Source organism: Oceanospirillum multiglobuliferum, assembly GCF_900167095.1.
Lineage (GTDB): Bacteria > Pseudomonadota > Gammaproteobacteria > Pseudomonadales > Halomonadaceae > Oceanospirillum > Oceanospirillum multiglobuliferum.
On sequence record NZ_FUXG01000006.1, the window covers coordinates 81,967 to 94,474 of the forward strand.

The 12,508-nt window shown below is 48.2% G+C and carries 11 protein-coding genes; 8 read left to right on the forward strand and 3 right to left on the reverse strand.

What is annotated here, in order from left to right:
* Positions 1-243 precede the first annotated feature (243 nt).
* The 5 genes from def to B5D26_RS06055 all read left to right on the forward strand — a co-directional run bounded on the left by def (position 244) and on the right by B5D26_RS06055 (position 6,016).
* Positions 244-759: a peptide deformylase gene (gene def, locus B5D26_RS06035; RefSeq protein WP_078744831.1), complete on the forward strand. Its 516-nt coding sequence runs from the start codon at positions 244-246 to the stop codon at positions 757-759.
* Positions 760-821: 62 nt separating this feature from the next.
* Positions 822-1,790 carry a methionyl-tRNA formyltransferase gene (gene fmt / locus B5D26_RS06040; RefSeq protein ID WP_078744832.1) on the forward strand — a complete coding sequence of 323 codons (969 nt, stop codon included), beginning with the start codon at positions 822-824 and terminating at the stop codon, positions 1,788-1,790.
* 9 nt (positions 1,791-1,799) lie between these two features.
* Complete coding sequence (gene rsmB, locus B5D26_RS06045; RefSeq protein WP_078744833.1) at positions 1,800-3,107, forward strand: 16S rRNA (cytosine(967)-C(5))-methyltransferase RsmB; 1,308 nt, start codon at positions 1,800-1,802, stop codon at positions 3,105-3,107.
* Positions 3,108-3,144: 37 nt separating this feature from the next.
* Entirely contained in the window at positions 3,145-4,518 is a 1,374-nt protein-coding gene (trkA, locus tag B5D26_RS06050; protein WP_078744834.1) for a Trk system potassium transporter TrkA, read from the forward strand.
* Positions 4,519-4,567: 49 nt separating this feature from the next.
* Positions 4,568-6,016: a TrkH family potassium uptake protein gene (locus tag B5D26_RS06055; RefSeq protein WP_078744835.1), complete on the forward strand. Its 1,449-nt coding sequence runs from the start codon at positions 4,568-4,570 to the stop codon at positions 6,014-6,016.
* 68 nt (positions 6,017-6,084) lie between these two features.
* Here B5D26_RS06055 and B5D26_RS06060 read toward each other — a convergent pair whose 3' ends face one another.
* From B5D26_RS06060 to B5D26_RS06070, 3 genes are read right to left on the reverse strand one after another with little or no spacing between them, the layout of a single operon-like run.
* Positions 6,085-7,002: a lysophospholipid acyltransferase family protein gene (locus B5D26_RS06060; protein ID WP_078744836.1), complete on the reverse strand. Its 918-nt coding sequence runs from the start codon at positions 7,000-7,002 to the stop codon at positions 6,085-6,087.
* The gene (waaA, locus tag B5D26_RS06065) at positions 6,986-8,272 is read right to left on the reverse strand and encodes a lipid IV(A) 3-deoxy-D-manno-octulosonic acid transferase (RefSeq protein WP_078744837.1); all 1,287 of its coding nucleotides are present in this window, start codon (positions 8,270-8,272) and stop codon (positions 6,986-6,988) included. Before waaA ends, B5D26_RS06060 begins: the two co-directional genes overlap by 17 nt.
* Complete coding sequence (locus B5D26_RS06070; protein ID WP_078744838.1) at positions 8,269-9,393, reverse strand: glycosyltransferase family 9 protein; 1,125 nt, start codon at positions 9,391-9,393, stop codon at positions 8,269-8,271. Before B5D26_RS06070 ends, waaA begins: the two co-directional genes overlap by 4 nt.
* On the opposite strand from B5D26_RS06070, the gene B5D26_RS06075 reads away from it, so the two are divergent.
* The 3 genes from B5D26_RS06075 to B5D26_RS06085 all read left to right on the forward strand — a co-directional run bounded on the left by B5D26_RS06075 (position 9,392) and on the right by B5D26_RS06085 (position 12,375).
* On the forward strand, positions 9,392-10,117 hold the full coding sequence (locus tag B5D26_RS06075) for a 3-deoxy-D-manno-octulosonic acid kinase (RefSeq protein WP_078744839.1): 726 nt from the start codon (positions 9,392-9,394) through the stop codon (positions 10,115-10,117). The genes B5D26_RS06070 and B5D26_RS06075 overlap by 2 nt on opposite strands.
* 111 nt (positions 10,118-10,228) lie before the next feature.
* The gene (locus B5D26_RS06080) at positions 10,229-10,987 is read left to right on the forward strand and encodes a phosphatase PAP2 family protein (protein ID WP_078744840.1); all 759 of its coding nucleotides are present in this window, start codon (positions 10,229-10,231) and stop codon (positions 10,985-10,987) included.
* Positions 10,988-11,139: 152 nt separating this feature from the next.
* Positions 11,140-12,375: an MFS transporter gene (locus B5D26_RS06085; protein ID WP_078744841.1), complete on the forward strand. Its 1,236-nt coding sequence runs from the start codon at positions 11,140-11,142 to the stop codon at positions 12,373-12,375.
* Positions 12,376-12,508 lie beyond the last annotated feature (133 nt).

Consider the following 12,508-nt stretch of genomic DNA (forward strand, 5'->3'; position numbering starts at 1 on the left):
AGAAAACTAAGGCTAAGCACTCATGCAGCGTTTTTCTGCGGAAAATACCTAAATACTTTTGTTCAGGGGCTTAAAAACACCAGAGCTGTACCGATTGATGGACACAGAGTTGCATCTGAACATTGCCCCTATGGAACCTCCCCCCTACAATACCAGTCAAATTTTTTAGAACCCAGTTTTTTGAACTGAATTCTATTCGCTTAGAACCCGTACTTGATCGGTTAAAATAGATAGGGCAGCACGATGGCACTCCTTGAAATCCTTGAGTTTCCAGACTCACGCCTACGCACGGTAGCAAAACCCGTTGCGGAGGTTAACGACGACGTCCGTAAGATCGTCGATAACATGCTTGAAACGATGTACCACGCCCAAGGAATCGGTCTGGCTGCCACTCAGGTGAACATTCATCGCCGTATTGTGGTGATTGACGTGTCTGAAGATCGTAACCAACCGATGGTATTGATCAATCCTGAATACGTCCCTTTAGATAACGAACGAGAAATGATGTCAGAGGGCTGCTTGTCAGTGCCTGAGTACAACGCTGAAGTAGAGCGTGCACTACGTGTACGTTTGACCGCTCTGGATCGTGACGGAAAAGAGTACAGCTTAGAGGCCAACGATCTGCTGGCGCACTGTATTCAACATGAATGTGATCACCTGCAAGGCAAGCTATTCGTCGATTATCTATCGAGCATGAAGCGTGACCGTGTACGCAAACTGATGGAAAAGCGCCAGCGTGAATTGGCACAAGACCGTTAGTTTTTAATGTTTGTCTGCTCAGGCCAGCCTCATGCTGGCCTGAACTGTTTATGGAGCTTGAGATGTCTGCTACCACTAAGGCTGCCCCTTTGCGTATTATTTTTGCCGGAACCCCTGAGTTTGCGGCTCGCTCGTTAGAAGCCCTGTTGACCACTGAACATGAAGTGATCGCCGTATACAGTCAGCCCGATCGCCCAGCTGGCCGAGGACAAAAGCTGACACCAAGCCCCGTTAAAGTATTGGCAGAACAGCACAATATTCCAGTTTATCAGCCAGTGACTTTGCGTGATGCTGAAGCGCAGCAGCAGTTGGCGGATCTGAAAGCCGACCTGATGGTCGTAGTGGCCTATGGATTGATTCTGCCGCAAGTGGTGTTGGACACCCCGCGTTTAGGCTGCATCAACGTACATGGCTCTTTATTACCGCGCTGGCGTGGTGCGGCGCCCATTCAACGGGCGATCTATTTTGGCGATGCCGAGACTGGCATCACCATTATGCAGATGGAAGCCGGCTTAGATACAGGGCCTATGCTGCTGAAAACGCAGCTTGAGATTACCGCAACTGACACCGCTGAAACCTTACACGACAAACTGGCCCTGCAAGGGGGAGAAGCCCTAAAGCAAGCGGTTGATGCTTTATCACTGGGCACACTGGTAGCAGAAGTACAAGATGACAGTCTGAGCAACTACGCTGAAAAGCTCTCAAAAGCCGAAGGCGAATTGGACTGGAACCAAAGTGCCATACAATTGGATCGAGTGGTACGCGCCTTTAATCCTTGGCCTGTGGCTTGGACACTATTCAACGGCCAGCCGTTGCGTATTTGGCAAGCACAACCTGAAGCCACTCAATCTGACCTACCTGTAGGCACCGTGATCAGCAGCGACAAAACAGGGGTATTGGTGGCCTGCGGTGAAGGGGCTTTACGTTTAAAAACCCTGCAACTGCCAGGCAAAAAAGCCCTTGCGGTGGCCGATATTCTGAACAGTCGTAAAGATTTATTCATCAGCGCTGAAACCCGTTTCGGTCAATAAGGATTAAGCATGTCCAACCCCAATGTGCGTGTGGCGGCGGTGAAAGCCTTATTGCCTGTCGTTAACCAACAAGAGTCATTGTCTGGCACCCTGCCCGATCAACTGGATCAAGTGGCCGATCAAGATCGCGGCCTACTGCAAGAGCTGTGCTTTGGTACGTTACGCTGGTTGACGCGTTTAGAAGGTTTGCGCAATCAACTGATCACCAAACCTTTTAAAAGCAAAGACCGTGATATCGATTTGCTATTGTTGGTGGGGTTGTATCAACTGATCTATACCCGAATTCCCGCTCACGCGGCCATTAATGAAACCGTGCAAGGCGCAGTCACCCTGAAAAAAGACTGGGCCAAAGGCGTGTTAAATGGTTGTTTGCGCCGTTATCAACGGGAGTCAGAACCACTGACTGAGCATTTAAATCGCTCAGACGCGGCTCGATTGGCACACCCCAATTGGCTATTACAGCAACTTCAACAAGACTGGCCGGAACAATGGCAAGCGGTGGCTGAGGCTAATAATCAGCACCCACCGATGACCTTGCGGATCAACCGCAGCCAACAAAACAGAGATCAGTATTTAGCCGCCCTGAAGGCACAGGGCATCGAAGCAAAAGCCTCCGTCTATGCCGATGACGCTATCCTATTAGACAAAGCCTGTGATGTGACGCAACTGGCAGGCTTTACCAAAGGTCATGTCAGCGTGCAAGACGAAGCCGCACAACTGGCTGCCGATCTACTGCAGCTAGAGGCAGGGATGCGGGTGTTAGACGCCTGTGCCGCACCCGGTGGAAAAACCGCACACATGTTAGAGCGTGAGTCTAGTTTGTCAGTGGTGGCGGTCGACAGTGAAGCCAATCGTCTCAAACGGGTTGAGGAAAACTTTCAGCGTTTGCAGCTAAGTGCTGAACTGCACTGTTCTGATATTACCGATCTGGACAACTGGTGGGATGGCCAGCTTTTTGATCGCATCTTACTGGACGCCCCTTGCTCGGCCACAGGCGTGATTCGTCGTCATCCTGATATCAAATGGCTGCGCCGTAAAGCGGATATTCCCGCATTAGCTGCGCTGCAACAAAAGATGCTGCAACTGCTTTGGAAAACGCTTAAACCCAACGGCATCATGGTTTATGCTACCTGCTCTGTTTTATCCCTAGAAAATAAAAGGAATATCGAAACCTTTTTGGCTGAATCTAACGCCCAATTGATCGGGCCAAAGCAAGTGCCTTGGGGAATTGATACTGGATATGGACAGCAGCTGTTACCTCAAACTCAGGGACATGACGGTTTCTTTTATGCCGTGCTACAAAAGCCTGCTGCTTGATGAGGCCGCTGAGACACATTACCGCTGAGACAATGCGATGAAAATCATTATTCTAGGTGCGGGCCAAGTGGGCGGCACCTTGGCTGAAAACTTGGCCATTGAAGAAAACGACATTACCGTGGTGGATACCAACGGTGCCCGTTTAAGGGAGTTACAAAACCGCTTTGATATCCGCACCGTGCAAGGTAAAGGCTCTTATCCCAACGTGCTGCGTCAAGCGGGTGGTGAAGATTGCGACATGCTGATTGCAGTCACCAACAGTGACGAGGTGAACATGATCGCCTGTCAGATCGCATTTACCATGTTTCGTACCCCAACCAAAATTGCCCGTGTGCGCTCGAATGCTTATTCAGGTCGTAAAGGCTTATTTGGTGCAGAAGCAATCCCTATTGATGTGTTGATCAGCCCCGAGCAAGTGGTGACCAATCATGTGAAACGCCTGATTGAGTACCCAGGTGCATTACAGGTGCTCGATTTTGCAGGCGGGGTGGCTCAGTTGGTGGCGGTTCGGGCTTATTATGGCGGTCCCTTAGTTGGGCAAGAGTTAGGTTATCTGCGCCAACATATGCCGAACGTAGACACCCGCGTAGCGGCGATTTATCGTCGTAATCGTCCGATTATTCCGCAAGGTAATACCGTTATCGAAGCGGATGACGAGGTGTTTTTTATCGCGGCCCGTCACAATATTAAGGCGGTGATGAGTGAGCTGCGTAAGGTCGACCATCAGTACAAGCGTATTATGATTGCTGGCGGCGGTAACATCGGCGAACGCTTGGCCGAAGCACTTGAGCATGAATACCAAGTAAAAATTTTGGAATACAGCCTGCCACGCTGCCAAGAGCTGTCTGAACAATTGGATCGCACCATTGTGTTACACGGCAGCGCCACCAATAAAGACCTGTTGGTTGAAGAGAATATCGACGAAGTGGATATTTTCTGCGCGCTGACCAACGATGATGAAGTGAACATCATGTCGTCGATGCTGGCCAAACGTTTGGGCGCTAATAAAGTACTGACCCTTATCAACAACGCCGCTTATGTGGATCTGGTACAGGGCGGTGAAATTGATATCGCCATCTCCCCTCAGATGGCCACCATCGGCAGCTTGCTGACCCACGTGCGACGCGGTGACATTGTAAACGTGCACTCCTTACGCCGTGGCGCGGCAGAGGCCATCGAGGCTATTGCCCATGGGGATGAGCGCAGCTCTAAGGTGGTAGGTAAAACCATCGAAGAGATTGACCTGCCAGAGGGCAGCACTATTGGTGCCATTGTCCGTAATGGTGAGGTGATCATCGCCCATGATGATGTTGTCGTGCAACAGGATGATCACGTCATTATGTTCTTGGTTGATAAGCGTAAGATTCGTGAAGTTGAGCGTTTATTCCAAGTCGGCTTGACCTTCTTCTAATGGCTTTTGCCGCTTATTCGCTAACCGCTTTTGGGCAGATCATACTGATATGAATATTGTCACCACCATGCGAATTTTGGGGATCTTGCTGATGCTGTTCAGCATCACCATGATGCCCTCTATTCTAATCTCTGCACTTTATAAAGACGGTGCGCATGTCGCTTTTATTACGGGTATGGCGATCACCTTTATCACAGGCTTCGTCACTTGGTTGCCCGTTCGCAATGTGCGTAAGGAGCTGCGCACCCGCGATGGCTTCTTAGTCGTGGTACTGTTCTGGACGGTACTAGGCTTGTTCGGTGCCACGCCTTTATTCTTGGCAGAGCACCCTGCTCTGAGCTTTACCGACGCTGTTTTTGAGTCGGTATCAGGCTTAAGCACTACGGGAGCTACGGTGATCGTAGGTTTAGATAGCCTGCCCGAATCCATCCTTTTCTACCGACAGTTGCTGCAATGGTTGGGAGGAATGGGGATCATCGTATTAGCGGTAGCGATTCTGCCAATGCTGGGTATCGGGGGGATGCAGCTGTATCGAGCAGAAACCCCAGGGCCGGTTAAAGACAATAAGCTAACCCCTCGTATCACCGAGACAGCAAAAGCGCTTTGGTATATTTACCTATCGCTGACGGTTACCTGTGCCCTAGCCTATTGGTTTGCGGGTATGTCCGGCTTTGATGCCATCTCCCACAGTTTCGCAACAGTTGCCATTGGTGGTTTCTCCACCCACGATGCCAGCATCGGTTATTTTAACAGCCCCGCCATCGAGTTAATTGCCGTAGCCTTTATGTTGATCTCTGCCGTGAACTTTTCCCTACACTTTTTGGCTTGGCGTGAACGCTCAATACGCCATTATCTTCACGATCCAGAGTTCCGATTCTTTATCTTTTTGATCAGTACAACGGTGCTGGGTACTATCGCCGTTCTTTGGCTGACACAGACCTACGACATCGGTATTGCCATACGTCACGGCCTATTTGAAGTGGTGTCGGTGGCCACCACCACAGGTTTTGGCGTAGCCGACTTTTCGCAATGGCCAAGCGTTTTACCTTTTACACTTTTCTTAGCTGCTTTCGTGGGCGGCTGCGCAGGCTCTACGGGCGGTGGTATGAAAGTGATACGTATCTTGCTGATTTTGAAGCAAGGGGTACGTGAGATTAAACGTTTGGTTCACCCCAGTGCCATTATTCCCGTCAAACTGGGTGGCCGCAGTGTACCCGATCGAGTCATTGAGGCCGTTTGGGGCTTTTTCTCGGTTTACCTGATGCTGTTTGTGGCCATGTTGATCGGCTTGTTGGCCACCGGTTTAGATCAAGTAACGGCTTGGTCGGCGGTGGGATCAGCCCTTAACAACCTAGGCCCTGGATTAGGCGAGGTAGCAGCACACTATGGCAACATTCCAGACGTGGCTAAATGGATTCTAATTGTGGCAATGCTATTAGGACGCCTAGAAATTTTTACCTTGCTGGTACTGTTCACACCTATGTTCTGGCGGCGGTAACTCGCAAAAAAAACGCTGCAGGATAAGCAGCGTTTTTTACTTTAGGATACAGCAGGGCAAAATATAGACTAAGGATAAGGATCTTTACCTTCATTTGGTCGAGACTTAAAACGCTTATACTCCCACTGATACTGCTCAGGGGCTATAGCCACCAACTGTTCCACCATGCGATTCATCGCAGAAACGGCCTCTCTTTCATCTGCGCTATAAATAAAACTGTCGGCAGGAATGAGGTGTATCTCAAAACCTTCACCATTGGGTAAACGTTTGGCAAAACCTGCAACTACTTGCGCACCTGTTTTAGCAATTAAGCGCGTCACAAGCTTAGGCGACAATGCTTCTACTCCCATGAAAGGAGCAAATACCCCACCTGAGCGGTCATCAGGTTCTTGATCAGGCAGCACTCCTACCACGTCCCCCTGCTGGAGTTTTCTCAATAGTTGGGCTACACCTTTCAAGTTCGCTGGCACCATTTGCATATCCAGTCGACTACGCCCTTTGGTAATAATCTGATCCAACTCAGCAATTTTAGGTACAGCATACATTGCTGTCATTGGATAGTTAGCACTCATGAAAAGCCCAAATAACTCCCAGTTACCTAGGTGAGGCCCGAGCACAATAACGCCTTTCCCCTGCTGGTGTGCCATTTCCAAATGTTCTAAACCATATACTGTTTTAATAGAGCCTAAAACTTCTTTTACATCTGCCTGCCAACACCAACCAAACTCAAAACCAGTTCGCAGTGTTTCCTGTAAGCTAGTTGTGATCAACTGCTTTTTATCTTTGCTATTGAGCAAGGGATAACATAAATCAACATTAATTTTTGTCACTTCAACGCTACGCCCACCAAAGCGATAAAGAAGACGTCCTAACCAACTACCCATTTTATAAAGTCGACTTAAAGGTTGGCGAGCACAGAATGCCAACAGCTTCAATGTGAAAGTGTTTTTCAATTGCTGTTTCATTGGTTTAGTTTGCTGGCTCATTGACAACCTGTTTCTGCATACTATTTTTAATCAGCTGGAATTGTTTCTCCAATGCACCACGATTGTTGGATACAACCTGTAATGCGCGCTGCCCTAGATCTGTAATTTGAGCAGGATCTTGCCAAAGCCCAATAAGCTCATCGGCCAACGCATCAGCATTATCACAACGAATAAGCGCTTGCTCTTGATCAAACATCTCCGCAACATCTGCAAAGTTAAATAGATGAATACCTGAAAGTACCGGCTTACCTAAGCACGCAGGCTCTAATAAATTGTGCCCTCCGATAGGCATCATACTACCGCCCACAAAGGCAATATCAGCACAAGCGTACATCAGCATCAGTTCACCCATGGAGTCGACAAGATAAACGCTATCTTGTTCTGAAAGCACTTGGTTGCTTGAACGACGTACAAAAGGTAACTCTGCACTTTCAACTAGATGAGCGACAGCATCAAATCGCTGAGGATGACGAGGCACTATAATCAACACGGCATTAGGGTATTGCTCTAACACTTTTTTGTGGGCAAAAATAATTTTTTCGTCTTCACCATTATGTGTACTACCCGCCACCCAAACAGGACGCTCACCAAACTGTTCTGCACGAACAATCTTGGCGCTTTCAAGTAGACCTCTTTCAGGCGCAACATCGAATTTGATACTACCTGTTACTTTTACTCTGTCTGAAGGGACACCCAGATCAATAAAACCTTGGGCATCTTTAAGGGATTTGGCCGCTACGGCACTGATGCCTGCTAAAGCAGTTTCCAACACAGATTGCAATTTACGGTAGCTCTGTAAAGATTTATCTGACAAACGGCCATTGGCAATCACAAAAGGAATTTCACGCTCCTGGCAGCCGTAGATAAAATTAGGCCAAAGCTCAGTCTCCATAAAAATAGCAACTTTAGGTTTCAAGCGATCTAAAAAGCGAGCCGCAACCCAAGGTAGATCCAAAGGTAACATCAGTTGCACCCCTTTACCTTTTAAGGCTTTACGGGCTTGTCTTGCACCTGTTGCTGTCACTGTTGTGACCACCAATAGATGATCTTCAAACTCTTTCTGTAAGCGCGTAATGAGTGGTGTCGCGGCAATCACTTCACCAACAGAGGCTGCATGTAGCCAGATCACAGGTTTAATAGGTAAGCTTGGTGTATAACCCAAACGCTCAGAGAAATTATTTAACTCTGTTGTTTCTTTGCTGACCTTCCAGAGCAATACTGGGGATAACAAGGTGATTAGCGCATTGTAGATACCGCGTGTAATTTTCATTGCATCACTTCTATTCTTATTTTTTGATCGGCCTGAAGGCGTTCTATTTGTTGTAATACATCTGCGGTGCTCACAACCGCCATCGCTTCTTCAAAACGTACGCGTTGCCCCCACTTCACTTCATCAGAGGTTTTATTCATAAACTGCTGTAATGCTTTCGGGTAACAATCTACCACATAGTCACGCCATAAATAGGGCCCCGCTCGGCGAGGGTTAGTGGTGGCAAATATACCAATAACAGGCACCCCCACCGCATTGGCGATATGTACAGGGCCCGAGTCTGGCGCTACCACAAACTGAGCATTTTGAATCACCGCCAGTAAGCCTTTAACCGAGGTTTTACCTACCAGATCTAAAACAGGACTTTTCACACGCGCCATAATCCCTGCGGCATAAGCCAACTCTTGTTCGGTTGGCCCACCCGTTAAAATGCAGGGCTGTTGATACTTTTCATAAAACTGATCAATCAGTTCTGCATAACCTTCTATTGTCCAGCTGCGAAAATTTCGCGCCCTTTGTGTCGAACAAGGTGATAAGACCCAGTAGCTTGAAGCTCCTGCTAGGCCTAAGCCTGAAAAATCACAGTGACGTGCAGCCTCTTGTTTGGCTGCTTCTGGAATAGGAATCTCCCAGCATAATTCCGCAGGGTTTAAGGGTTCAGGTAATGGCACTCCCAAAGCCCTTGGAAAATCCATAAAGCTTTCCAATACATGATCTTGCGCTCTAGGTGCAAGCTGCTGATCTGTAAATAACCACTGCCAGTCTTTAGCACGCCCTTTGTCATAACCTAAACGCAGGTCTGCTTTCAAACCAAGTGACAGCAAAGAACCACGAAGGGCTTGCTGCATATGCAACAGCACATCAAAACGACTGTGCTTCAGTTGAGACCAGATCGCACGCATCCCCTTAAGGCCTGTTTTTTTGTCATACACAACAAACTCGACCCCAGACAATCCTAAAAGTAGACTGTGCTCCGCCTTTCCAGTGATCCAAGTAATTTTGGTTTCCGGCCAGTGCTGCTGAATAGCCCTGACCGCAGGTACTAAATTGCAGACGTCACCCAAGGCGGACAAACGTAAGATACAGATATGTTTTGGTGGATTGGTTAAAGGCAGCCTCATGGATATTCAACTTTACTCCAAAAATAAGCATCACATTCTATATGATGCTGAGCAGGTCCCACAAATCACAGAACAGTGGTTTGTGCCTGATTGGTGGCAAAAAGAGGCTCAAGTCTCAGAACCTTCCGGTGGGCGAGGACAGGCTTTTTTCATTCATCGCCATAATCCTCAAAGCGATCTGGTCTTGCGCCATTATCGCAGGGGTGGCTTGGCAGCAAAAATCAGTGCCGATTACTATCTGTTTTCAGGTCTCGAAAAGAGTCGAGCATGGCAAGAGTTTAAGCTGACCCAACAGCTATTTGAATCAGGCTTACCTGTTCCTAGGCCTATTGCCGCACATATTCAACGTGTTGGTTTATTTTATCAGGCTGACCTGCTCACCGAACGCTTACCAGACACTCAACCATTTGCCCGTTACTTGAATGACCATAATGAACTCGATGATCAACAACGGCAGCACCTTTGGCAACAGGTAGGAAAAACCATCGCTCTCTTTCATCGTGCAGGTTTAAATCATAGTGATCTGAATGCCAATAATATTCTAGTGAACACCCTCCAGCAGGTTTGGCTGATCGACTTTGATCGCTGCCAGCTACAACCCCCTAGCCCACAATGGCAGCGGAAAAATCTTGCTCGCTTACAGCGTTCGATTCTAAAACTCAGCCAAAAAAGTGAACTTCCCACAGCACTATGGGCTAAATTAGAGGCTGCATATCAATCTTAACAGTGTCATTTCGTGCAGATAATTAATCGTTTCTTAAGTGTTGATCAGTTAGTATTCAAGCTCATATTTTCGGGCTTGCTTCTTTCACTATTCATTAGAAATGATGTATTTATGCTTAAAAAACTCTCTCTTTTGCTAGTATCTCTTTGCTTATCAACAAGCTTATGGGCAGGCGAAAGCTTTTCATCTGATCTAAGCAAAGGTTACAGCAACTTTTACAACCAAGATAACCTGCCTTGGTTAGGTGCTACTTATCTGGCAGGCGGTATCTTAGCGAATACTTCGTTGGATCGTGATATCCAAGATGAATACAACCGCCGTTTCCACTCTCAAGCAACAGATGACTTTGCCGCCATCGCTAAAAAGACTGGTGATCAAAGCACTGCATTCGTCTTTCTAGGTATTGCTGCGCTCAACCGTTTGGCTTGTAATCAAAACTGTGGAGCTGTTGCTGAGTGGGGAGATCGTACCGCTCAAGCGCTTTTAGTAGGTTTACCTGCGGTTTGGGGTTCTCAGATGTTACTGGGTGGCAATCGTCCACATCGCGGTAAATCTGATTGGACGCCTTTGCAGTTTGATACCTTTAATGGTGTCAGCGGCCATGCCTTTACAGGTGCAGTGCCCTTTCTGACCGCCGCAGCGATGACCGATAATACCTATGCCAAAGGGATGTTTTATGGACTATCGACTCTCACAGCCTGGTCAAGACTGAACGACCAAAAGCACTATTTTTCACAAATTATGATGGGCTGGCTATTCGCAGCCAAAGTGACAGGGGCGGTGAATATGGACATTGGTTCAAATCAAGCCATGTTACTGCCTTATGCCGATGACAAAACCGTAGCTTTAACCTTTATCCAACCATTCTAATCCTCTAGCTCCCCTTTACTGCTTAAGCTATTAGCACGTTACAACGATAGGCCATGAGATTGACTCATGGCCTATAACGCTATTTTTGATTAGCGACTTCAGCCAAGCATCCTCGATAATAGCGGCTCACCTTTTAAGAAAAAGAGCGTCCCATGTCCCCTCTACGCAACATTCCCTCCGCAAGTCTTTGGCTGATTATCAGCGGCTGTGTGCTACTGATGCTCTCTTTTGGCCTGCGTTCCAGTTTTGGTCTGTTTATGCAGCCTATTCACGACGCCAATGGTTGGGGGCGTGATGTGATCGGTTTCGCTTTGGCGATCCAGAATCTGTCATGGGGACTTGTCTCTGTATTGGCAGGAGGGTTGGCTGATCGTTTTGGTAATATCAAAGTCATTCTGGCCGGAGCTGCACTCTACGCCCTTGGTATCTGGATGACCGCTGGTGTATCTGAAATATGGGCACTGAACCTAGGCCCAGGCCTACTGGTCGGCGCAGGTGTTGCGGGTACCGCTTTTGGCATTGTGCTACCTGCCATGGTCAAAGCAGTGGCAGTAGAACAGCGCCAGCTGGTATTGGGTATTGGAACCGCTGCAGGCTCAATGGGACAGTTTCTGTTGGTGCCCATCGTACAACAGCTGATCGAAGCCTTTGGTTGGATAGGTGCCTTAAATGCGATGGCACTCATGGCGTTGGGAATGGCGGCCTTGGCCATGCCTTTGGCGGCGCGTCATGTGAGCAATACCACAGCCAGTACCAATCAACAGCCCGAGCAAAATTTCTATGAGACCTTTTGCACTGCGCGCGGGCATCTGTCGTATTGGTTTTTAACCTTAGGTTTTTTTGTCTGCGGTTTTCATGTTGCGTTTATCACGGTACATATGCCTGCTTTCTTAACAGGCGCGGGTTTTGATCCCAGTATTGCCGCATGGTCAATCAGTCTGATCGGCCTTTGTAATATCGCAGGCTCTCTTTTATCAGGAGCACTATCAAGCCGCTGGCCCATGCGTCATGTTTTGATTGCAATCTATGCGGGGCGCGCCATCGCAATCACCCTGTTTATGTTACTCCCCCTCACACTGACCAGTGTTTTGCTGTTCAGTTGTAGTATGGGGTTACTCTGGTTGGCAACCGTGCCGCCCACCTCTGGTTTAGTGGCCACCATGTTTGGCACCCGCTACATGGCCACGCTATATGGCATCGTATTTCTCAGCCATCAAGTGGGCAGCTTCAGCGGCGTATGGCTGGGCGGCTGGTTATTTGAAAATATGGGCAGTTATGATGGGCTCTGGTGGAGCGGTGTTGCGCTTAGTCTGGTTGCGATGTTGCTGCACTGGCCGATCAAAGAGCAATCGGCCTTTGCTGCACAGCGTCAACCCCAATCCGCTTAAGAACAACGGGAATGACACAGATCCGGCATAGGGTCCATGAATCACGCAATAATCATGATCAATCGGGCTAAATCATCAAAATTAGCCCTCTCTTTCCGCAAAGACTCTACATAGTGCCGTCCACAGCAGGTAT

Excerpts from the sequence above, each read along its gene's own strand:
- B5D26_RS06070 (WP_078744838.1), bottom strand. The coding sequence starts at position 9,393 with ATGAGGCTGCCTTTAACCAATCCACCAAAACATATCTGTATCTTACGT.
- fmt (WP_078744832.1), top strand. The coding sequence starts at position 822 with ATGTCTGCTACCACTAAGGCTGCCCCTTTGCGTATTATTTTTGCCGGA.
- B5D26_RS06080 (WP_078744840.1), top strand. The coding sequence starts at position 10,229 with ATGCTTAAAAAACTCTCTCTTTTGCTAGTATCTCTTTGCTTATCAACA.
- waaA (WP_078744837.1), bottom strand. The coding sequence starts at position 8,272 with ATGAAAATTACACGCGGTATCTACAATGCGCTAATCACCTTGTTATCC.
- B5D26_RS06060 (WP_078744836.1), bottom strand. The coding sequence starts at position 7,002 with ATGAGCCAGCAAACTAAACCAATGAAACAGCAATTGAAAAACACTTTC.
- B5D26_RS06055 (WP_078744835.1), top strand. The coding sequence starts at position 4,568 with ATGAATATTGTCACCACCATGCGAATTTTGGGGATCTTGCTGATGCTG.
- def (WP_078744831.1), top strand. The coding sequence starts at position 244 with ATGGCACTCCTTGAAATCCTTGAGTTTCCAGACTCACGCCTACGCACG.
- rsmB (WP_078744833.1), top strand. The coding sequence starts at position 1,800 with ATGTCCAACCCCAATGTGCGTGTGGCGGCGGTGAAAGCCTTATTGCCT.
- B5D26_RS06075 (WP_078744839.1), top strand. The coding sequence starts at position 9,392 with ATGGATATTCAACTTTACTCCAAAAATAAGCATCACATTCTATATGAT.
- B5D26_RS06085 (WP_078744841.1), top strand. The coding sequence starts at position 11,140 with ATGTCCCCTCTACGCAACATTCCCTCCGCAAGTCTTTGGCTGATTATC.
- trkA (WP_078744834.1), top strand. The coding sequence starts at position 3,145 with ATGAAAATCATTATTCTAGGTGCGGGCCAAGTGGGCGGCACCTTGGCT.